Source organism: Paenarthrobacter sp. NPDC090520 (assembly GCF_044769205.1).
Classification (GTDB): Bacteria; Actinomycetota; Actinomycetes; order Actinomycetales; family Micrococcaceae; genus Arthrobacter.
On the sequence record NZ_JBIVXM010000017.1, the window covers coordinates 20,279 to 40,101 of the forward strand.

The window sequence follows — 19,823 nt, forward strand, 5'->3', positions numbered from 1 at the left end:
GTCACATGCTGTACTTGGGTCCCGGCGCAAACAGCGAGTCCATCTCGTCATGGCTGCGAGTGCCGGCCAAACCGGCCCAGTTGCCGTCGCCGAGGATTTCCTTGGCCACCCTCGCAACCTTGGCGTAGGCCGCCTTGGCGGTGTTGCCGCCGATGCTGACGCGACGGACGCCGGCGTCGTGCAGTTCCAGCGGAGATGGTGCACCTACGCCCGCCAGCGCATTGACCGGCGCGGGAATGTGGCCGGACAACTCGTGCAGCACATGCAAATCGACGACTCCGGGAACGAAAATACCGTCAGCACCCGCCGTGATGTAGGCATCGGCCCGGGTCATCGTCTCGTCGTAGGCACTGTCCGGGAAAAGCCCCGACAAATAGGTATCGGTGCGTGCGTTGATGAAGAGCGGAATCCCCCGATCATCCGCAGTGGCGCGGATGAGGGCGATGCGCCGGGACTGCTCGGCGATGTCCGTGAGGGGTTCGACGGCGGAATCCTCAATGTTGATGCCGACGGCACCCGCATCGAGTACTGCATGGATAGTGGCGCGGAGTTCGTCGTCGGTCCTGCCGTAGCCTGTCTCGATGTCGGCAGTGACCGGCAGGCTGGTGGCGGAAACCACCCGCCCCAACGCCGCCATCGCGAGACCCCACGGCACGTGGTCGCCATCCCGGAACCCCAGGCTCCAGGAGACAGCGGAACTTGACGTGGCGATGGCTGTGGCCCCCGCTTCCTGGACAACCCGCGCTGAGGCCGCATCCCACACGTTGACCAGGACCAAGGGTGTTGGCCCAGCATCGTGGAGCTTGTGGAAGTGTTCGGCCTTGGTCACGGATCCCCGGTTCGATGTCATGAGTACATTCCAGCCCTTGGCCGCGGCTCCGTAAAGCCGCCCACTGGATTGCAAAGAGACCTTGAAAACATATGTTGCCTCATTAGCAACCTCTGGGAGTATCCTGAACATTGTGACCCACGAAACATTGGATGCCGGCACTTCGCTGCCCGCTGAAGCCATCGACGCCATCGAGCGCGCTGCTACCGCCGCTCACCCGCACGAGGGATTGTTCTCCGCGCGGGCCGCCAACATCAAGCAGTCCGCCGTGAGGGACGTCTTCGATATCTCCATGCAGCCCGGACTGGTCTCGCTCGCGGGCGGGAATCCCTACTTGCAGTCGTTGCCGCTGGAAAAGCTCGGCGAAACTGCGTCCCGGATCATTGCCAAGGAAGGCATGACGGCGTTGCAGTACGGCGGCGGACAGGGCACCGAGGAGTTGCGCCGGCAGATCTGCGAAGTCATGGCCGCCGAGGGCATCACCGACGCTGCGCCGGAGAACGTGGTGATCACCGCCGGGTCGCAGTCGGCCCAGGACGTAGCAACGAAGGTTTTCTGCAATCCGGGCGACGTTGTCCTGGTGGAAAACCCAACCTACGTTGGCGCTTTGAATACGTTCGAGGCGTACCAGGTGCAGGTGGAACCTGTGGAAATGGACGACGACGGCCTGGTGCCTGAGCCTCTGGAGGCCAGGATTGCGGCACTCCAGTCCGCGGGCAAGAACATCAAGTTCCTGTACACGATCCCCAACTTCAACAATCCGTCCGGCATCACCTTGAGCCAAGAGCGCAGGCAGCGGATCGTCGATATATGCCGTGCCGCGAATATTCTGGTCCTGGAAGACAACCCCTACGGTTTGCTGCGCTTCGACGGCCATCCGATCGCACCCATGCGCGCAGCCAACCCGGACGACGTGATCTACCTCGGCTCGTTCTCCAAGATCTTCGCGCCCGGCCTCCGGATTGGCTGGGCCCTGGTTCCCGCGCACTTGCAGCGGCGCTTCTACCTGGCCTCCGAATCCGTCACGCTGTGCCCGCCGCCGCTGAACCAGATGCTGATTTCGGCCTACCTCCGTGACTACGACTGGCGCGGGCAGATCGACACCTACCGCTCCCTCTACGCCGAACGCTGCCAGGCCCTGCTCTCCGCCCTTGACGAGCACATGCCGTCCGGGCTGACCTGGACCAGGCCCGATGGCGGCTTCTTCGTCTGGGTGACACTGCCCGAGGGCGTGGACACCTACCCCTTGCTGGGCAAGGCCATCGACGCCGGCGTGGTGTTCATACCCGGAGCAGCATTCGTCCCTGCCGACGGGCCTTCCAACAAGCTTCGCCTCGCGTTCAGCGCGGTACCTCCGGCTACCATTGCCGAAGGCGTACGCCGTCTGGCCCCTGTACTCGCAGCGGCCATCCAAGCCAGCAATGAAGGAGCATCGCTATGACCGGAGTTGTCATTGTAGGAGTCGACGGCAGCGAAACTGCGCTGCGGGCAGCCAAAGCCGCACAGCAACTGGCCATCGGACTGGGCGCCTCCCTTCGCGTGGTCAGCGCTTTCGACAGCAACAGGACCGAAGTGGTGGAGATCGGTACCGATCGCTGGATCGTCTCCGATGCCGCCGAAGCTGAAGCAGTGGCACGCGCCGTCGCCGAACAGCTGCAGGACGAGCGGCTTGAAGTCACCTACTCCTCGGCGCGGGGCAAGCCTGGAGAAGCCTTGGTCAAGGAGGCCGAAGTGCTTGACGCCGCCTTGATCGTGGTGGGTAACCGCCGCATGCAGGGCCTCGGCCGGGTGCTGGGAAGCGTGGCGAACACCGTGGCCCACAACGCTCCCTGCGATGTCTACATCGCCAAGACCGACGAACCTTAAGCGATCCGAATCACGCCGCCGGGTGGGCAGCCTCACCCGGCTTTTGGCGTCTTTTGGACAAGTTCGCACAAGCAACCGTTATAAAATTGAGATGCCCCCAATGGCGTGAGCCACCACCACTCTTTCGATTTCAGGGGATCTCTCTTTGCTTACTTTGCAGCCTCGTCAGCGCGTCGGACACGACATCCTGCTTGCCCGCCACGGCAACAACATCAGCACCATGCACTTCGACCGCAGCAACGACCGCATCATTGCGCTCCTCGACGACGGTTCCTGGGACAGCGCCCCCAACCTGATCGCCCCGCAGCTGGAAATGCCGGAAACCATCGGCAGCGTCTTCCGTAAGGACTGGCGCTTCCTCTCCGTGGCCTTGGTTGCCATGCTCACCGTAGCCGCCGTTGCCATGGGCATCAGCGTGGAGATGGCCAACCACATGTCTACCTCGGAGCTTCAAGCGCTGCTGGTTAACTACCCCGCCTTCTAAGCGCCGCTCCACCAGGACCAGCAAGAATGCCGCCGGGGATCCGGCGGCATTGCTGTTTAAAGCGTCTTCTGAATCAGAGCATCCACTCGCGGAGCAGCAGCCACAGGCCGGCGATGACGCCGCCGCCGAAGACGGAGCCCACCATGACTTGCGCCAGAGTGTGGGCCCGCAGCACCACGCGGGACCAGCCCACAGCCGGGATCAACAGCAACAAGGGCAGCCAAGCCGGGCCAAACATGAACACCGCGATGACCGCCGCCGATGAGATGGCCGAGGCGTGCCCGCTCATCTTCCAAAAAGCGCTGACGACGGCCAAAATCGCGATCCCGCCAATCAGGGCAATGATCATGACGGTGATGCTCACCGGCCCGTGCAGCCATTGGAGCACCAGGAGGCCGGCCACCACCGATGCCAACGCCAGCAGCAGCAAGGGAGTGCGCTGGCGGCGATCGCTGACGTGGTGGTCCGTGATCCTGCCCAGTTTCACCATCACCAGGACGTAGGCCAAGGGCAGGACACACACGAAGAAGGCGGCCAACAAGCCAAACCAGATTGTTCCAGGGACACCAGGTTCGATGGCCGGGCTGATCAGCAGGAGGACGCTCACCACCACCGGCGGCTGAAAGACCTCCGTCAACACCCTCGCCACAGTCCGCCACGTTCCCGTGACGAGCTGTGGTTCCGTAACTATCGAAGCTGCAATGGCCTTGCGGTCAGTCAAGCAGCAGCGCCGGTTCTTCCAGGATCGCGGCGACATCCGCCATGAAGCGCGCGGACAGGTCGCCATCCACCACTCGGTGGTCAAAGGAGCCCCCCAGAGTGGTGATCCAGCGCGGGATCACCTCGCCGTCCAGGACCCACGGCTTCTGCTTGATGGTGCCGAACGCGATGATCGCCACCTCACCCGGGTTGATGATGGGCGTTCCCGTATCGATGCCCAGGGCCCCGATGTTGGTGATGGTCAGGCTGCCACCCTGCATCTCGGCGGGCTGCGTCTTCCCGGCACGTGCTTTGGTTGCCAGCTCGTTGAGTGCCAAAGCCAACTCCTTGAGGGAGAGGTCCTGGGCGTCCTTGATGTTCGGGACCATGAGACCGCGCGGCGTGGCAGCAGCAATGCCAAGGTTCATGAAGTGTTTGATCTGGATTTCGGCGCCACCGTTACCGTCTGCGTTTTCCACCCACGTGGCATTGACGCTGGGATTCCGCGCGGCCGCCCAAATGACTGCCTTGGCCAGGATGAGCAGCGGTGAAACCTTGATGCCTTCGAAGTCCCGCGAAGCCTTGAGGCGCTTCACGAATTCCATCGTCCGGCTTGCGTCGACATCCACGAAGATGCTGACGTGCGGCGCTGTGAAAGCCGAATCCACCATGGCCTTGGCCGTCGCCTTGCGAACACCCTTCACGGGCACACGCTCGATCCGCTGGTCCTGCGGTTTCTTGGAGGCGCCCCAGAACGAGTCCGCCTGGTCCAATTCCGCGTCCCGCTGCGCCTGGTAGCTCACCAGGTCCTCCCGGGTCACCTCACCGCGCTGCCCGGTAGCTACGACGTCGGCGAGGTCGATACCAAGGTCCCGGGCAAACTTCCGCACCGGCGGCTTGGCCAGCACCTTGTTCACCAATCCGCTGATGGTTCCACTGATCGCAGCGCCGCGGGATGCGGCCGGCTGCTGGACGTCGGGCTGGCTCTGCACCGCCGGCGCGGTTTGAGGCGGCGCAGTTTGGGCCGGGGAGGTTTGGGCAGGTGCAGCAGGACGGACGACGGCGGGAGCCGGGTGCGGCCTGTGCGTCACCGATGTCACGGCTGCTTGGGCTTCGAGCACGGACTGGTGGTCCTGCACGGTGCCTTCGGCGTTTTCGTCAACCCGGACCGAGCCGGCCGAAGCAGCGGCCGGGCGCTTGCGCGGGCGGCGCTTGACGGCGTCGGCCTTTGGACCGGAACCTACCAGCGGGCCACCTGCGAGGGTATCGCCGGAGTCCACGGGCAGTTTGCCGTAGGTGGGCGTGACTGCCTGGTCCGAAGACAGCTTTCCGTGGATCGGGGTGAAGACCTCATCCGCGGAGGGTGCCGGCGCCTGCGGAGAATCTTCACCGGGCTGGTTGTCCGAGACGGCGACGATGGGCGTACCCACCTCAACCGTGATTCCTTCCTCGACAAGGAGCTCCGTAACCGTGCCGGCGAAAGGCGAAGGGAGCTCAACAAGCGATTTGGCTGTCTCGATCTCGCACAGGACGTCGTTGATCGCGACGGTGTCGCCGGGCTTGACCTTCCAAGCCACTACCTCGGCTTCGGTGAGGCCTTCGCCGACATCCGGCAGGTTGAATTTCTTTACAGTCACAGTGGTCCTCGGATTTCCGTGCGCCCTGCAGAAGCGGGCTGGATCAGGGCGGGTTAGTAGGCCAGGGAGCGGTCGAGTGCTTCGAGGATCTTGTCGATGTCCGGCAAGTAGTCCTCTTCGACCTTCGCAACGGGGTAAGGCATGTGGAAGCCGCCGACGCGGATCACAGGAGCCTCTAGGTGCAGGAAAGCCCGCTCGGTGATGCGTGCTGCGATCTCACCGCCGATTCCGCCGAAAGTGGGTGCCTCGTGGGCCACGATCAGGCGACCGGTCTTTTTGACCGATTCCTCGATGGTGTCGAAATCCAGCGGGGAAATGGAGCGGAGGTCGATGACTTCGATACTCCGGCCGTCCTCCGCCGCAGCGTTGGCAGCGGCCAGTGCCACCGGTACCAACGGGCCGTAGGCGACGATGGTGGCGTCCGTGCCCTCGCGGATCACGTGCGCCTTGAACGCATCCTCGGAAAGGCCCGCGTTTTCCACGTCCACCTCACCCTTGAGCCAGTACCGGCGCTTGGGCTCGAAGAAGATCACGGGGTCCTGGCATTCGACGGCCTTCTGGATCATCCAGTAGGCATCGTGCGGGTTGGACGGAGAGATGATGCGCAGGCCGGCCGTATGGGCGAAGAGTGCCTCGGGCGATTCTGAGTGGTGTTCCACCGAGCCGATGCCGCCGCCGTAGGGGATGCGGATGACTACGGGTACCGTCAGTTGGCCATGGCTGCGGGCATGGATCTTAGCCAATTGGGTGGTGATCTGGTTGAAGGACGGGAAGACGAACCCATCGAACTGGATCTCGCACACCGGCGAGTAGCCGCGCAGGGCCAAGCCGATCGCCGTTCCCACGATTCCGGATTCGGCCAAGGGACTGTCCACTACACGGTCTTCGCCGAACTCCTTGATGAGGCCGTCGGTGACGCGGTAGACGCCGCCCAGATGCCCGATATCCTCGCCCATCAGCAGGGATTTCGGGTTGCTCTTCAGGGAGGCGCGCAGGCCCTCGTTGATGGCCTTGGCAATGGTCATGGTTACCATCAGTTAGCTGCCTCCTCGTCGCTTTCGAAGCCTGCCGAGTACTCCTCGAACCAGGCCAGTTCTTCCGCGATCAGCGGATGCTGTTCGGCATACACGTTGGCGAAGGCGTCCCGGATGTTCGGAACTTCCAGGCCGTGGGTTGTTTCACGGACGTACGAGGCGAGTTCGTCGCCGTCGGCCTTGACCTGCTCAAAGAAAGCGTCATCGGCAAGGCCCTCGGAACGCAGGTACTTCTCCAGGCGATCCAGCGGATCCTTCGCACGCCAGGCAGCTTCTTCTGCCGACTCGCGGTATTTGGTGGGATCGTCAGCGGTGGTGTGTGCGCCAAGCCGGTAGGTGTAGGCCTCGATCAGCACCGGGCCTCGACCCTCGCGTGCGTGTTCCAGGGCCCATTCGGTGACAGCGTGCACGGCGATGACGTCATTCCCGTCCACGCGGATGCCCGGGAAACCATAGCCTTTCGCGCGGTTCGCCAGCGGCACCTTCGTCTGGACTTCCGTGGGCACGGAGATGGCCCAGTGGTTGTTCTGGCAGAAGAACACCACGGGAGCGTCGTACGAGGCAGCGAACACCATGGACTCATGGACGTCACCCTCGGAACTTGCACCGTCCCCGAAGTAGGCGATGACGGCGGCCTTGGGGTCGGTTGAATCCGCAGCCGACTTCTGGTCGCGCTGGATGCCCATGGCATAGCCCACCGCGTGCAGCGTCTGCGCCGCGAGAACCAGGGTGTAGAGGTGGAAATTGTTCTGGCGCGGATCCCAGCCACCGTTGGAGATTCCGCGGAACTGCCTCAGCAACTCCGCGAGGTCCACGTTCCGGACCAGTGCGACGCCGTGTTCGCGGTACGTCGGGAAGATGTAGTCCTGGGCTTGGCTCGCGTGGCCAGAACCGATCTGGGCCGCTTCCTGGCCAGTCAACGGAACCCAGAGAGCAAGCTCGCCCTGCCGCTGGAGCGCCGTGGCCTCTTGGTCGAACCGGCGGATTTTGGCCATGTCAGCATAGAAAACGCGCAACTTCTCGGGGTCGATCCGCTTGGCGTAATCCGAGAAGACCGGATCGGTGCCCAGCTTTCCGTCAGGGCCGAGCAACTGGACCATCTCCACGGAATCGTTCGCGGCCACTGCCGCAGACGTTGCCGCCAGAGTTTCCTCGGCCCCAGGGGGCAGTTGTGTCGAGCCCATTCCGTCTCCTTGCTTGCTGCGGCCAGTGGCCGGGCAACGTCTGTCGCTGGGATATATGCCTATTCAGGAATGCATTCCTGAATAGGCATATATTTTGGCTTTCGGTCCTTACTTTATAGGCAGTAAGTAGCGAAGGCGCATTTGTTAACCGCTAGGAACCCAGCGGTGCCTTTGTATAACCTGCACAGAGGGCGAGGAACCGGGTGTTCGCTTCGACCTCTCCGACGCTGACCCTGACACCCTCGTTGCCGAAAGCGCGTACGGACAACGCCTGCTCGCCCGCAAGGGCCGCGAATTCGCCACTGTGCTCGCCAAAATTCAACCAAACGAAGTTTCCCTGCGCCTCGGGAACGAACCAACCGAGCTCCCTGAGGCCTCTGGTGATGCGGTCCCGTTCGTCCACCAGGCTTTGTACCCTTTCAACAACCTGGTCGAAATTCTGCAAGGAAGTGATTGCCGCACGTTCAGCAATTTGGGAAACCGCAAATGGCGTGGCCGTGACACGCAGGTGTTGTGTAAGCAACGGACCGGAAACGCTGTAGCCGACCCGCAAACCTGCCAGCCCATGGGCTTTGGAGAAGGTCCTGAGAACCACCACATTCGGATATTTCCGGTACAGCTTGATGCCATCCACGGCCGCGGCATCACGCACGAATTCCTGGTAGGCCTCGTCGATGACGATAACCACGTTCGGCGGCACCGATTGGATGAAACGCTCGGTTTCCTCGGCGGTGAGGATGGGGCCTGTTGGATTGTTCGGAGTGCACAGCAGGATCACTTTGGTCCGCACCGTGACCGCCGCAGCCATGGTGTCCAGATCATGGCGCCCATCGTCGAGCAACGGAATCTGCACGCTTGCAGCGCCCGCGAGGCCAACACAAATGGGGTAGGCCTCGAAGGAACGCCAGGCGTAGATCACCTCGTCCGCTTTGCCGTCATCGTTTTGACCGGCGAATGTGGTGAGGATCTGGTTCAGCGCTCCCAGGCTCCCCGCACCGGTGACGACGTCGTCAGCCGGAATATCCAGGAACTCTGCGAGCGCGTTCCGCAGCTTGCTTGCCAGGGGGTCGGGATAGCGGTTGATGTCCGACTGGTCCGCGATGGCCTGCAACACTGCAGGAATCGGGGGAAGCGGATTTTCGTTGGACGACAATTTGTAGCTGGTGAGGCCCTCAATGGGAGCCGGGGGTTTGCCCGCGGCATACTTTGGAAGCCTGTCTACGACCGGGCGGGGGAGTACGCCCTCCGGCACGTTGTCAGTAGTAGTCATGGCTTCAAGCCTACTGGCACCCAACCCGCGACCGAGGTTCTCCAGTGCCGGCACCAGACCCCTCGCCCGGGTTCGCGCGCCCGCCACGAATCTGCGGAGTCCAGCCTGGACACAGCTGGATATGGAAGCATTGGGCCCATGGGTTCCTTCATCGTTCGCGTCATCATCAATGGACTTGCCTTGTGGGTGGCCAGTTGGCTCCTGACTGGCTTGGAAATCTCGACCACGGCCACAGAAAAAGCCGCCACGAATGCGGGACTGACGGATAACGCAGACACAGTGGGCATCGTCCTGGCGTACCTCTTCATCGGGTTGATTTTCGGCATCGTCAACGCGTTTGTGAGGCCTTTGGTGAAGATCCTCTCGCTGCCCGTGACCATCTTGACCCTTGGCCTGTTCACCATCGTGATCAATGCAGCCATGTTGTACCTGACAGCCTGGCTCAGCAGCTTCACGCCCGTGCACCTGACCATCGACTCGTTCTTCTGGACGGCCATCCTGGCTTCCATCATCATCAGCATCGTCAGCATGGTGGCTGGCCTCATCCCGGGTACCGGCAAGCGCTAGGGCCCACCGGGGTGCAGAGCCCTCCACCCCTGTCCCCACCTTCCTTGGCTCGCCAACCGCTGCGTCATCAGTGGCTGCGTCCGGAGCCCGCTGTGCGGGGCTCACCTTGTACCGGCCCCGGATTTGCTCTGCCTCACGCTGGGTTTCGGATCGCTGTGCACCTTCTCAGGCATAGCTTCGCGAACCAACCTGAACCTGGTGACCGTCGCAGCTCCGCCAGCGCCAACGGCCCCTGCGTACGCCCCCGCTGACGCCACAAGCGAGGGATCCTGGCTGCGGGCAATCTCCTCGGCTCCCACGGCGTACGTCTCCAACCGGTGCCCCGGACCAAGGCCAAACCCCTCCCCGGGCGGTGTGCGGGCGGGATTGGTGAGAGTTACCGTGACACGATCCTTGGTGTCCGGATTCTTCTGACCGTCTGAGCCGGGGACCCAGTCATCAGCGTGTTCCAGGTGCAAGGTGCTGATCCCCGGCCCAGCGGCAACGCCCCCCACCGGAGCACCGGCCGTCAGGACAAACCGGAGGTCGAACTCGGCGAGGAACGCTTTGTCCTGCGTGAGGTTCATTGCGTGGACTCCGCCTTGGCTGTGAGACACCGCAACTACTTGGTCCCCTGCTTCAGCTCCCGCCTCGTGAAGCGCTTGGGTGATTGCAGGGATAACGTCTTTGGACCCATAGCCCAAGGCCTCGGCGATTCCGGCCTCATCGAGGGGATTGGCACCACCCATGTTGGCTTTTTCCGGTTCCGTCCCGGGGATCAACACCGTCCAGGTGCTAGAGGCACCATGGTGAAGTTCGATGATCTCGATCTCCCCTTCACCGCGGGCATGGATCTCGTCAAGCCTTCTCAGGTTTGCCGCCATGGAGGGATCCACGGTTTCCACTCCCTGTCCAATCTGTTCGGCCTTCACCGGACGCGGCCGAAACTTCTCCATGCCTGGCAACGCCAGCAGGTCACGCAAGGCGCTGCCGCTGTCCGATCGTCCGGGTATGACACCCACAGCGAGTGCCGCGCCGGGCACCATGCCTTGCCGGACATTCATGAACGCTGACAGGACCAATCCGAGGACGTTATCCGTGATGTCCCGCAAGCTGGACCTGCCCGTATTCTCCAGGCCCAGTGTCTTCCAGGGGTCCAGCCCTGTCCTGGCGAGCAGTGCGTTCTTGGCCTCGGCGGTCTCGTAGGCCTGATTACTGGCTCTGACGTCCCGGCTGACCTCCACCAATTCCGCACGAACGCCGGCAATCCGCTTCCTGCCTTCTGCCACGGCATCAAGAGCGGCGCACCCAGAAGCATAGGACTCGTATAAGAAGGGCTCCAATGCATCCTGCACCCGCTGCGCCTCGACCTCGACGCTCATCAGTCTCTGTGCCAGTTGATCAAGCACCGCGGCACCTTGGAGGAGCTCATCGAGCTGGAACGACATTCCGCCTGCACCCCCTCGTATGCGAAGGATTCCGTCCGGCACCGGCGGAGTGGGATCAGGTGCGGATCCTGCACCGATGGGTGCTGCATCGGACATCAGAAGCCAGCCCTGTCTGAGGCCCCTACGTTGCGGGAATGGCGAAGCACCGTCGCCGCGGCATCGTCCAGAGTCTCACGGGCGCGCATGAGTGCGGAGGCGTGAACTGCGACCGTGGTCCTGTACTTGTTTCCGGCCGGGGATTGCCAATCATCCAATTGCACCCGCCGCAGACTGGACAGCACAGCGTCAACGTCATCCACGCATTTCTTGATGCGCCATGCCAGCCTTTGGACTTCGTGGCCACGTGAGGCGCACTCCAAAGGATCGAAAGTGGGCGGGGTGGCTGCAGGCATCAAGCCGACGCTCATGGTCCGTTTACTCCAAAGGTTGTGGTGCTGATCGATACTTCGAAGCTACGGAGGGTGCGGGCAACGCCAGAAGGCGCCAACCCGGTTATGTGGATAACGCAAGCCGTATCCACATAGCACCGTCACCAACTCCGGTCCCAAGCTGGGAGCATGAAAGAATAGGAACCATGGCTGAATCCCCCCGCGTGTCCCTCGCTTCCGAACCCCTCGCCCTTGGCGCCCTCGACGGCCGCTACCGTGCCGCCGTCGCGCCCCTCGTTGACTACTTGTCCGAGGCCGCCCTCAACCGCGATCGTGTTCACGTCGAAGTCGAGTGGCTCATCCACCTGACCAGCCAGTCCGTCCTGCCGGGCGCAGGTCCGCTGTCCGATGACCAGGTCGCCAAGCTGCGCGCCATCGTGACCGGTTTCGACGCCGCCTCCGTTAACGAGCTGGCCGAAATCGAAGCCGTAACGGTGCACGACGTGAAGGCCGTTGAGTACTACATCGGCCGCAGGCTCCCTGCAATCGGCATCGAAAACCTCACTGCCATGGTGCACTTCGGCTGCACGTCCGAGGACATCAACAACCTCTCCTACGCCGTGGGCATCAAGGGTGCCGTTGAGGACGTTTGGCTCCCGAACGCCACCGCGCTGGTCCAGCAGATCCAGGCCATGGCGGAAGCCAACCGCACTGTTCCCATGCTGTCGCGGACCCACGGACAGCCCGCCACGCCTACCACCCTTGGCAAGGAACTTGCGGTGATCGCACACCGCCTGAACCGCCAGCTTGCCCGCATCGCGAAGACCGAGTACCTCGGCAAGATCAACGGAGCCACCGGCACTTACGCGGCCCACGTTGCTTCCGTGCCCAGCGCGGATTGGGAAGCCGTCGCCAAGTCCTTCGTGGAAGGCCTGGGCCTCACGTGGAACCCGCTGACCACGCAGATCGAAAGCCATGACTGGCAGGCCGAGCTGTACGCGGACATCGCCCGCTTCAACCGCATCCTGCACAACGTCTGCACGGACATCTGGAGCTACATCTCCATCGGATACTTCCGCCAGATTCCGGTCGCTGGCGCCACAGGTTCGTCCACCATGCCTCACAAGGTCAACCCGATCCGCTTCGAGAACGCCGAAGCCAACCTGGAGATCTCCAACGGCCTCCTGGACACCCTCGGTGCCACGCTGGTGACCTCACGCTGGCAGCGTGACCTGACGGACTCCTCCTCGCAGCGCAACATTGGCGTTGCCTTCGGCCACTCGCTCCTGGCAATCTCCAACGTCGCCAAGGGCCTGAAGGCCCTCGACGTCGCCGAGGACGTTCTGGCCGGCGACCTCGACACCAACTGGGAAGTCCTGGGCGAAGCCATTCAGATGGTCATGCGCGCAGAGGCGATCGCTGGCGTTGACGGTATGGAAAACCCCTACGAGCGCCTCAAGGACCTCACTCGAGGCCAGCGCGTGGACGCAGCACGCATGCAGGAATTCGTTCAGGGCCTGGGCCTTTCTGCAGACGCCGAAGCGCGTCTTCTCGCCCTCACTCCGGGCAAGTACACGGGCATCGCCGACAAGCTGGTGGATCACCTCCAGTAACTGGATTCGATCAATTAACAAGAATCGAACGACGGCGGCGGGCCGGGCTGGTGCCCTGCCCGCCGCTGTGGCTTTTGGGGCGTGCCGGGACGGCAGTCAATGCCAAAGTTGCAGTGCATTAACTGCAACTCCATGGCGTTGCCTGGGGTTTGGGAAACGCGGGACCACCTGAGCGGCCACCGGGTGGTGGGCTGGGTGTCAGACCCGAAGGCTAGGCTGGACTACGGAATCGCGGGAACGCGAACCACGGTACGGCAACCCGGCTACTAGTGAGGAGCGGAGCAGCCATGAAGCTCCTGTTGATCAGGCACGGACAGACCCCCGGCAACGTCGCGGGTGAGCTGGATACGGCATTTCCGGGACCCGGGCTCACCGAGCTTGGCGAACGGCAGGCAGCAGCGTTGCCGGAGGCGCTCAAGGACGAGTCAATCGAGGCCTTGTACACCTCCACACTGCTCCGCACGCAGCGCACTGTGATTCCTTTGGCCAAGGCGACTGGGCTGGAACCGGAGATCCTGGATGGTGTCCATGAGATCGAGGCCGGTTCGCTGGAGAAGAAGACCGACCATGAATCGCACAGGCGCTACATGGGCACGGTGTTCGCTTGGAGCAGCGGTGACCTCGATATGCGGATGCCGGGTGCCTTCACAGGGCACGATTTCTTCGCCAGGTTCGACGCATCGGTGGAAAAGGTGGCCGCAGCAGGCCATGCAACGGCTGCAATCATCAGCCATGGCGCAGCCATCCGTTGCTGGGCTGGACGAAGGGCTGAAGACATAGATACGGTGTTCGCCGAAACCCATCAGCTGCCGAACACGGGAATCGTGGCACTTGAGGGCGACCCCAAGAAGGGTTGGCGCGTGCTCCATTGGGACCAGATCCCCGTGGGCGGACTGGCCTTGGCAGACCAGACCACAGAGGACCCCACCGGCGAAGCCTTCTGACCTCACCACGCGTTGCGGGACCAGCTTTGCGCGCGAACGCCACTCCATGGGGCGTAAAGCGGGCCTCACGAGGCGAGGTGGGAGGCGTCCACTGCAGTTCTCCCGAAGCTAACGCACAGGAAACACGGCGGTAACCGCTGCTTCCTAGGATTAAGTCGCATCAACACCTCAGCGGAATCAAAACGAAGTGAGGCACACATGCAGACGAATCCCCGGCTCAACATCCGGCAGGTCACCTGGGCGAATCCCGTGGGCGCGGACCTCCGTGCGGCCCAGCAGGCAGAGCTGGACTCACGATTCGGAAGCACGGATCACGAACCGGGTCCCCCGCCGTCCGAAGCAGATACAGCCGTGTTCGTGGTTGCCTACGAAAAGTGCTCGGGCCAGCCGCTCGGATGCGGCGGCCTTCGGATGCTCGATGAACGCACTGCTGAGGTCAAGAGACTGTATGTGGTGCCTTACGCCCGGGGGTCGAAAGTGGCCAGCTCCATCCTTGCGGCACTTGAGGCACAGGCACACTCGCACGGATTCACGGTCATTGCGGCGGAAGCGGGGTCGGCACAATCGGACGGACGCAGCTTCTACGAGAGCTCCGGCTTTGCGGAGGTTCCAAATTTCGGTCCGTACATCGGGGTCAGCGGCTCGTACTGCTATTCCAAGCAGATCGATTCCCACAGTGCATCGCATACGGCCATGGCGTGAGCCCCCCGCCCTTGCCGGTGTGAAGCCCGCGAAGACGCAACATCCGGCGCGCGTCCGTACACTTCGATAATCTCGGCATATGGAAAAAGCAGACATTACCTTCCGGACGCGCAAATGGGTGCGGCCCGAGGACCTCAACGCCAACGGCACGCTCTTTGGCGGCAGCCTGCTCAAGTGGATCGACGAAGAGGCCGCGATCTACGCCATCCTCCAGTTGGGCAACGGCCGTGCCGTGACCAAGTACATCTCGGAGATCAACTTCGTCAGCTCGGCCGTGCAGGGTGACCTGATCGAGATGGGCCTGACCGCCAAGAAATTTGGCCGGACATCACTGACCATGCGGGCCGAAGTCCGGAACATGATCACGCGCCAGAGCATCCTGACCATCGAGGAAATTGTGTTCGTGAATCTTGGTGCGGACGGTCGTCCCCAGCCTCACGGCTACACCGAAATCACCTATGACCGGGACCGGATCCCCACGCACCACCTGACCCAAACGCCCGAAGCAGGCTGAACCACCCGCCGAGGTTTTTTGGCGGGCGGCATGGTTAGAACGGGCGCGTACCCGCCGTCGAACGCTCTTGCCGAGCGGCATGGTTAGAACGGGCGCGTACCCGCCATCGAACGCTTTCGCCGAGCGGCATGGCCACCGGGGCGCGTACCCGCCGTCGAACGCTCTTGCCGGGCGGCATGTCCTCGGGTGCGCGTGATTGCAGGACGCAGGAACAATCCCCCGGTGCGCGCGCCTACTGCAGGTACCGGAACACCGTCCAGCTCTGGGCGTTCAGGCAGCAATCGGAGAGGTGCCGCGCGCTGAAGGTTGCTTTGCGGGTGTTTCCTGCGGAGCGGAAGATTGCCTTGCCTCCGCAGGCGAGGCAGACGAATTGCTGTCGGCGGGGTTCCTGCCGGTTGTTATCCAGGTTGTCGAAATCCTCTGCGTCCCAGTCTTTGCGGTCAGCGAGGCACAGTGCCCTTCTCATGCTGTGACTTTCATTCAGCGCGGATGCGAGTTGACCCCGGGATGCGCTTCAAACCCGGACTGCGGGTTGGCTTCGGGGGTGCTCAAGCGGGTAGTAATACGGGTGCTGGCGGCCGCGTGGGACGCGGCCGCCAGCTTGTGTTTTCCGGTGACGGGAGTGTGTGTCACCGGAACCTGTGGGAGCGCTGCACTGGAAAGTGACAGCCGGAAAGGGTTCAGCGCCGGAACGGGTTCAGCGCCGGGGAGGGGTTAGCGCCGGTCGAAGGTGAGTCCGCCGGGGACCTGGAAGGTGGGCATGAGTTCGAGCATGCCCACGTTCACGTGGCGCGGGGTTTCGATCGCGTAGTCCAGGGCGTTGACGATGTCGTCGGTGGTAAGGGATTCGTAGCCTTCGTAGTACGTCTTCCACGCCTCTTCCATGGCCTCCGGGGAGCCGCCCATGTTCCGGCCGAAGATCTCCGTCTCCACCCGGCCCGGGCAGATCTCGGTGACACGGATGCGCTTGCCCACGGTGTCGTTGCGCAACTGGCGGGAGATCTGGTGCACCGCGGCCTTGGTGGCGTGGTAGACCGTGTGGCCGTAGAAGTTGTACAGCCCGGCGATGGAGCTGATGTTGACCACGTGGCCCAGGTCCCGTTCCACCATGCCCGGCAGGACCAGGCGGGTGAGCTGGAGCAGGCCGCGCAGGTTCACGTCCACCAGTTCGTCGATGTCCTGTTCAGAGGAATCCAGGATGTTCCCGGGACGGGAGACCCCGGCGCAGTTGACCAGCACGTCCACTTTGAGGTCCCCGACGGCGGCGGCCAGCGCGGCGGTGTCGGTCAGGTCCACCACGTGCGGGACAGCCCCGGTGCGCTCGGCCAGTTCGGCCAGGCGTTCCTCGTTCCGGGCCACGGCGTGGACCGTGAGGCCGCGCTTGGCCAGGCGCTCAGCGATCGCGGCGCCCATACCGGTGGACGCACCCGTGACCAGGGCGGTGGTGTAGTCGGAAAAAGACATGGGATCCTCCAAAAAGGTGGGAAAAGGAGCGGGCACCATCAACCAACTGACAGCACCCGCCGGTTGTAGATACTTAGGCGTCGCGCAGTGGTTCGTGCGCGCGGTCCTTGACGGTGCTGACCGCAATGAGCGTGCCCAAGGCGGTCACCACTGCATAGAAGGCCGGCATGTAGATGTTGTTGGTGCTGCTGATCAGCCAGGTCATGAGCAGCGGTGCGGTGCCGCCGAACAGGGCCGAGGAGATGTTGTAACCCACGCCGTAGGCGGAGTAGCGGACCCGGGTGGGGAAAAGTTCCACGAGCAGGATGTGGATCACAGCGGTGTGGCCGGCGAAGATGACGGCCATGATGCAGGCACCAAGGATGGCGAGGCCCATCTGGCCGGTGGCGATCAGCGCGTAGGACGGGATGCCAAGGACAGCCATGGCGATGGCCGAACCGGCAATGACCTTCTTGCGTCCCAGGCGGTCGGACAGGGCGCCCATGAACGGGATGGCAATGCAGATCACCACGAGGCTGCAGGCGGTGACCAGCAGGGCTTCGCCGATGGTGAAGTTGAGCTGCTTGCCCTTGAGGAACGTGGGCATGTAGGAGAAGAGAACGTAGTAGCCGGAGCCGTTCATCAGCGGAATGAAGAGTGCCAGGAGCATGGCGCGGCGGTGGACCGGGCTGGCCAGGGCTTCCTTGAGCGGGTTCTTGGACAGGCCGCCCTCTTCCTTGAGCTTCTCGAAGTTGGGGGTGTCGCTGATGGCCTTGCGGATGTACCAGCCGATGATGCCCATGGGGATGGCGACCAGGAACGGGATGCGCCATGCGAAGGAACCGAAGCCGCCGCCGTCGATCGCTGCCTGGGTGAGCCACGGGGACATGGCGTAGGCAACCAGGGTACCGGTGAGCAGTGCCGCGAAGGACGCGATCTGGGCGTAGGAGGTGATGATGCCGCGTTTGCCCTCGGGGGCGTGCTCAGCAAGGAAGGTCATGGCGCCTGCGGCTTCGCCGCCCACGGAGAAGCCCTGGACGAGGCGCAGGAGGACCAGCAGGATAGGGGCAGCAATGCCGATGGCCGCATAGGGCGGAAGCAGGCCGATGCCGGCGGTGGCGATGCTGATGAGCATGATCACGAAGACCAGTAGCTTCTGCCTGCCGATCCGGTCGCCGAGGTAGCCGCACACAATGGCGCCGAGCGGACGGACGAAGAAGGAGACCGCGTAGCCCGCGAACACAAAGAGCAGGGCGTTGTCCGGGTTTCCGGGGGCCAGGAACACGAGTGCCAGCGTTCCCGCCATGAAGGCGAAAATGCCGTTGTCGTACAGTTCCACGAAGATGCCAACACAACCTGCGGTGACAACCTTGCGGGTTTGGCGGCCTGTGAGCCGCTCATGCTGCTCCGGCGCAGCATTTGCTGGTGCGGTCATGACTTTTCCTTACTGGGGATGAACGTAGCAACGCCTACGGGTTACGAGGACAGGTTCTTCAGCTGCATGCCGCAACCGGCAAGTCCTGCCATTGGGGCCGGCATCCAATGCCGAGGAGTCCAAAAACGGTGGTGACGGATTCGCGGAGGATTTCAAGCTGGGAACGCGAGCGTCGATGGGCGGCAGTTGCTTCTGCCACCGAAGTCTTGCGGAACCGGACCTTGTCCCCCGGCCGCGCCTGGGCCAGGACATCCAGTCCGTTGCTGGTGACCACTGCAAGGACGGGATACCCGGCGGTGACGCCGCGTCCACGGTGCAGGACCAGCAATTCTTCCCTTGAGGGAACCTCGACGGCGCCCACTGGCACACCGCGGGAAAGCACCTCGCCGCTTGAGGTTCTTTCCGGCAGTTCGCCGCCAAGACGCAGGCCGATGTGGTTGCTGCGGCCGCTGACGGTGTACTCGGAGGTGAAGAGCAACTCACCGGACTCACCGAATTCGGTCACGTCCGGCCCGTCGGTTACGTCGACGAACAGGTTCGGTCCCATGCTGGGGCGCTCAAGATTCAACCGGAAGAGCGGGAGGTCGAAGTAGGGTTGCCGCACCGGACCGACCGTCCGCCTGGTGGCAAGGGTGGTTCCTTCTTTGAGCTGCAGGCCGAAGCCCACCACGGTGTCCGGAGCGACGCTGTCCAGCAGTGTCTCCGCTTCCACCGAACCGTGAATTGCCAGGTAGGCGCGGAGGCCGCTGTGAATGCCACGGATGGAAACCGACTCACCGGCGCGGACCGAAACCGGCTCCCACTGGCTGCACGGGCGCCCACCGACAGTGAGCGTCAAGGGTGCACCGGTGACCGCGATCAGGATGTCTACGGTGGTGGTCATCCGGAAGTCGAGGGCAGTGATCTCCACGAGGGGTTCGTTGTCCAGGTTGCCGGCAAGGATGTTGGCCGCACGAGCGGAGTATTGATCAAGTGCACCGTTCACGGGCAGCCCGAACCGTGGTCCCCGGAAGCGGCCCAGGTCTGTAACTACTGAATTGCCGGGCTGCTGGATGCGGATTTCGCCGATCATGGCCGTACCTCCGCTTCCCGGGGTGCCAGTTCGTTGCCGGCCAGCGCGTCAAAGTCCTCCGCGGCGATCTGGCGGAACCGGAGGATATCGCCCGGCTTGTAGGGGACCAGGGGCTCGCGGCGGATGTTGAGCACGGTCAAGGGGGTCTGGCCGATGACGCACCAGCCACCCGGTGCCACTGCCGGGGCAATGACGGCTTGGCGGCCGGCAACGGAGACGGCGCCGGCGGGTACGCTGAGGCGCGGATCCTTCAGGCGGGGCACGGGCTTGGGGAATGCCGGCCCGTCCATCATGGGGGAACCGGCGGGTGCTCCCAGGCAACGGATGGTGTACGTCTTTTCGGTGTGGAGGCGGATGACGTCCTCGGTGGAGATGCCTTGGTAGTCGGCAACTTTCTCCAGGTCCGGGCCAAATTCGCCGCCGTAGACCACGGGAACGTCGAACTCACGGGGAGACGCCGCAGCACCTGCGGATTGGCCGAGTTCGCCCAGTCCAAGCTTGACGAAGGCGCGCATCTGGCCGGCGGACACCATCACGGGATCGAACTCAACCAGCACGGAGTCGTAGGTGGGAACCGCAGCATGAAGGCCCTCGGCACCGCAGTCCTCCAGCCAGTCAGCCAAGCGGTGGACCGTCAGCCAGTTGTCTTCGCTGGCTGCCGAGATCGCTACCACCCGAAGCGCGGAATCACCCGATTCGTAGATCTCGGTGGGAGCCACTGTCAGGACGGACATG

General features: G+C 63.2%; 21 protein-coding genes. 8 read left to right on the forward strand and 13 right to left on the reverse strand.

Annotated features, from left to right (window positions below; genetic code table 11):
• Position 1: 1 nt before the first annotated feature.
• Entirely contained in the window at positions 2 to 850 is an 849-nt protein-coding gene (locus tag ACIQTZ_RS18135) for an isocitrate lyase/phosphoenolpyruvate mutase family protein (protein WP_402982673.1), read from the reverse strand.
• A 112-nt stretch (positions 851 to 962) separates the two neighbouring features.
• On the opposite strand from ACIQTZ_RS18135, the gene ACIQTZ_RS18140 reads away from it, so the two are divergent.
• From ACIQTZ_RS18140 to ACIQTZ_RS18150, 3 genes are all read left to right on the forward strand, one after another.
• Positions 963 to 2,270, forward strand: a complete 1,308-nt coding sequence (locus ACIQTZ_RS18140; RefSeq protein ID WP_402982675.1) for a PLP-dependent aminotransferase family protein — start codon at positions 963 to 965, stop codon at positions 2,268 to 2,270.
• Positions 2,267 to 2,695, forward strand: a complete 429-nt coding sequence (locus ACIQTZ_RS18145; RefSeq protein WP_400333283.1) for a universal stress protein — start codon at positions 2,267 to 2,269, stop codon at positions 2,693 to 2,695. Before ACIQTZ_RS18140 ends, ACIQTZ_RS18145 begins: the two co-directional genes overlap by 4 nt.
• Before the next feature lie 145 nt (positions 2,696 to 2,840).
• A complete protein-coding gene (locus ACIQTZ_RS18150; protein WP_400270339.1) occupies positions 2,841 to 3,179 on the forward strand; it encodes a hypothetical protein in 339 nt (112 codons plus the stop codon).
• Positions 3,180 to 3,252: 73 nt separating this feature from the next.
• Here ACIQTZ_RS18150 and ACIQTZ_RS18155 read toward each other — a convergent pair whose 3' ends face one another.
• The 5 genes from ACIQTZ_RS18155 to ACIQTZ_RS18175 all read right to left on the reverse strand — a co-directional run bounded on the left by ACIQTZ_RS18155 (position 3,253) and on the right by ACIQTZ_RS18175 (position 9,003).
• Entirely contained in the window at positions 3,253 to 3,870 is a 618-nt protein-coding gene (locus ACIQTZ_RS18155) for a phosphatidic acid phosphatase (RefSeq protein WP_402982761.1), read from the reverse strand.
• Positions 3,871 to 3,892: 22 nt separating this feature from the next.
• Positions 3,893 to 5,515: a 2-oxo acid dehydrogenase subunit E2 gene (locus ACIQTZ_RS18160; protein WP_402982677.1), complete on the reverse strand. Its 1,623-nt coding sequence runs from the start codon at positions 5,513 to 5,515 to the stop codon at positions 3,893 to 3,895.
• Between the two features lie 53 nt (positions 5,516 to 5,568).
• Positions 5,569 to 6,549, reverse strand: coding sequence for an alpha-ketoacid dehydrogenase subunit beta (locus ACIQTZ_RS18165; protein WP_402948044.1), 981 nt, complete (start codon positions 6,547 to 6,549; stop codon positions 5,569 to 5,571).
• Positions 6,549 to 7,733: a pyruvate dehydrogenase (acetyl-transferring) E1 component subunit alpha gene (gene pdhA / locus ACIQTZ_RS18170; RefSeq protein WP_402982678.1), complete on the reverse strand. Its 1,185-nt coding sequence runs from the start codon at positions 7,731 to 7,733 to the stop codon at positions 6,549 to 6,551. The genes ACIQTZ_RS18165 and pdhA overlap by 1 nt, the downstream gene beginning before the upstream one ends.
• Before the next feature lie 151 nt (positions 7,734 to 7,884).
• Positions 7,885 to 9,003, reverse strand: coding sequence for a histidinol-phosphate transaminase (locus ACIQTZ_RS18175; RefSeq protein ID WP_402982680.1), 1,119 nt, complete (start codon positions 9,001 to 9,003; stop codon positions 7,885 to 7,887).
• Positions 9,004 to 9,141: 138 nt separating this feature from the next.
• On the opposite strand from ACIQTZ_RS18175, the gene ACIQTZ_RS18180 reads away from it, so the two are divergent.
• Complete coding sequence (locus ACIQTZ_RS18180) at positions 9,142 to 9,570, forward strand: phage holin family protein (protein ID WP_397324536.1); 429 nt, start codon at positions 9,142 to 9,144, stop codon at positions 9,568 to 9,570.
• Between the two features lie 101 nt (positions 9,571 to 9,671).
• Here the strand turns inward: ACIQTZ_RS18180 and ACIQTZ_RS18185 are convergent, their stop codons facing one another.
• On the reverse strand, positions 9,672 to 11,093 hold the full coding sequence (locus ACIQTZ_RS18185; protein ID WP_402982682.1) for a hypothetical protein: 1,422 nt from the start codon (positions 11,091 to 11,093) through the stop codon (positions 9,672 to 9,674).
• Positions 11,093 to 11,404 (reverse strand): hypothetical protein, encoded by a 312-nt coding sequence (locus ACIQTZ_RS18190; RefSeq protein ID WP_402948058.1) that lies wholly within the window; start codon positions 11,402 to 11,404, stop codon positions 11,093 to 11,095. Before ACIQTZ_RS18190 ends, ACIQTZ_RS18185 begins: the two co-directional genes overlap by 1 nt.
• A 167-nt stretch (positions 11,405 to 11,571) precedes the next feature.
• On the opposite strand from ACIQTZ_RS18190, the gene purB reads away from it, so the two are divergent.
• The 4 genes from purB to ACIQTZ_RS18210 all read left to right on the forward strand — a co-directional run bounded on the left by purB (position 11,572) and on the right by ACIQTZ_RS18210 (position 15,138).
• A complete protein-coding gene (purB, locus tag ACIQTZ_RS18195; RefSeq protein ID WP_397324531.1) occupies positions 11,572 to 12,978 on the forward strand; it encodes an adenylosuccinate lyase in 1,407 nt (468 codons plus the stop codon).
• Positions 12,979 to 13,265: 287 nt separating this feature from the next.
• Positions 13,266 to 13,922, forward strand: a complete 657-nt coding sequence (locus ACIQTZ_RS18200) for a histidine phosphatase family protein (RefSeq protein ID WP_402948064.1) — start codon at positions 13,266 to 13,268, stop codon at positions 13,920 to 13,922.
• 198 nt (positions 13,923 to 14,120) lie between these two features.
• Complete coding sequence (locus tag ACIQTZ_RS18205) at positions 14,121 to 14,624, forward strand: GNAT family N-acetyltransferase (RefSeq protein WP_400333255.1); 504 nt, start codon at positions 14,121 to 14,123, stop codon at positions 14,622 to 14,624.
• Positions 14,625 to 14,703: 79 nt separating this feature from the next.
• Positions 14,704 to 15,138, forward strand: coding sequence for an acyl-CoA thioesterase (locus tag ACIQTZ_RS18210; protein WP_397324526.1), 435 nt, complete (start codon positions 14,704 to 14,706; stop codon positions 15,136 to 15,138).
• Between the two features lie 232 nt (positions 15,139 to 15,370).
• Here ACIQTZ_RS18210 and ACIQTZ_RS18215 read toward each other — a convergent pair whose 3' ends face one another.
• From ACIQTZ_RS18215 to ACIQTZ_RS18235, 5 genes are all read right to left on the reverse strand, one after another.
• Positions 15,371 to 15,604 (reverse strand): hypothetical protein, encoded by a 234-nt coding sequence (locus ACIQTZ_RS18215; protein ID WP_402982684.1) that lies wholly within the window; start codon positions 15,602 to 15,604, stop codon positions 15,371 to 15,373.
• A 248-nt stretch (positions 15,605 to 15,852) separates the two neighbouring features.
• Positions 15,853 to 16,602, reverse strand: a complete 750-nt coding sequence (locus ACIQTZ_RS18220) for an SDR family oxidoreductase (RefSeq protein WP_400333249.1) — start codon at positions 16,600 to 16,602, stop codon at positions 15,853 to 15,855.
• Positions 16,603 to 16,675: 73 nt separating this feature from the next.
• The gene (locus ACIQTZ_RS18225) at positions 16,676 to 18,016 is read right to left on the reverse strand and encodes an MFS transporter (RefSeq protein WP_400333246.1); all 1,341 of its coding nucleotides are present in this window, start codon (positions 18,014 to 18,016) and stop codon (positions 16,676 to 16,678) included.
• Between the two features lie 58 nt (positions 18,017 to 18,074).
• Positions 18,075 to 19,088: a biotin-dependent carboxyltransferase family protein gene (locus ACIQTZ_RS18230; protein WP_400333244.1), complete on the reverse strand. Its 1,014-nt coding sequence runs from the start codon at positions 19,086 to 19,088 to the stop codon at positions 18,075 to 18,077.
• A complete protein-coding gene (locus ACIQTZ_RS18235; protein ID WP_402982685.1) occupies positions 19,085 to 19,822 on the reverse strand; it encodes an allophanate hydrolase subunit 1 in 738 nt (245 codons plus the stop codon). Before ACIQTZ_RS18235 ends, ACIQTZ_RS18230 begins: the two co-directional genes overlap by 4 nt.
• Position 19,823: the final 1 nt, after the last annotated feature.

Bases quoted from the DNA above. Each gene is read 5' to 3' on its own strand.
- ACIQTZ_RS18165 (WP_402948044.1), bottom strand. From the start codon at position 6,549: ATGGTAACCATGACCATTGCCAAGGCCATCAACGAGGGCCTGCGCGCC.
- ACIQTZ_RS18135 (WP_402982673.1), bottom strand. From the start codon at position 850: ATGACATCGAACCGGGGATCCGTGACCAAGGCCGAACACTTCCACAAG.
- ACIQTZ_RS18180 (WP_397324536.1), top strand. From the start codon at position 9,142: ATGGGTTCCTTCATCGTTCGCGTCATCATCAATGGACTTGCCTTGTGG.
- ACIQTZ_RS18220 (WP_400333249.1), bottom strand. From the start codon at position 16,602: ATGTCTTTTTCCGACTACACCACCGCCCTGGTCACGGGTGCGTCCACC.
- ACIQTZ_RS18190 (WP_402948058.1), bottom strand. From the start codon at position 11,404: ATGAGCGTCGGCTTGATGCCTGCAGCCACCCCGCCCACTTTCGATCCT.
- ACIQTZ_RS18145 (WP_400333283.1), top strand. From the start codon at position 2,267: ATGACCGGAGTTGTCATTGTAGGAGTCGACGGCAGCGAAACTGCGCTG.
- ACIQTZ_RS18200 (WP_402948064.1), top strand. From the start codon at position 13,266: ATGAAGCTCCTGTTGATCAGGCACGGACAGACCCCCGGCAACGTCGCG.
- ACIQTZ_RS18215 (WP_402982684.1), bottom strand. From the start codon at position 15,604: ATGAGAAGGGCACTGTGCCTCGCTGACCGCAAAGACTGGGACGCAGAG.
- ACIQTZ_RS18225 (WP_400333246.1), bottom strand. From the start codon at position 18,016: ATGACCGCACCAGCAAATGCTGCGCCGGAGCAGCATGAGCGGCTCACA.
- ACIQTZ_RS18230 (WP_400333244.1), bottom strand. From the start codon at position 19,088: ATGATCGGCGAAATCCGCATCCAGCAGCCCGGCAATTCAGTAGTTACA.
- pdhA (WP_402982678.1), bottom strand. From the start codon at position 7,733: ATGGGCTCGACACAACTGCCCCCTGGGGCCGAGGAAACTCTGGCGGCA.
- purB (WP_397324531.1), top strand. From the start codon at position 11,572: ATGGCTGAATCCCCCCGCGTGTCCCTCGCTTCCGAACCCCTCGCCCTT.
- ACIQTZ_RS18185 (WP_402982682.1), bottom strand. From the start codon at position 11,093: ATGTCCGATGCAGCACCCATCGGTGCAGGATCCGCACCTGATCCCACT.
- ACIQTZ_RS18205 (WP_400333255.1), top strand. From the start codon at position 14,121: ATGCAGACGAATCCCCGGCTCAACATCCGGCAGGTCACCTGGGCGAAT.
- ACIQTZ_RS18235 (WP_402982685.1), bottom strand. From the start codon at position 19,822: ATGTCCGTCCTGACAGTGGCTCCCACCGAGATCTACGAATCGGGTGAT.
- ACIQTZ_RS18175 (WP_402982680.1), bottom strand. From the start codon at position 9,003: ATGACTACTACTGACAACGTGCCGGAGGGCGTACTCCCCCGCCCGGTC.
- ACIQTZ_RS18210 (WP_397324526.1), top strand. From the start codon at position 14,704: ATGGAAAAAGCAGACATTACCTTCCGGACGCGCAAATGGGTGCGGCCC.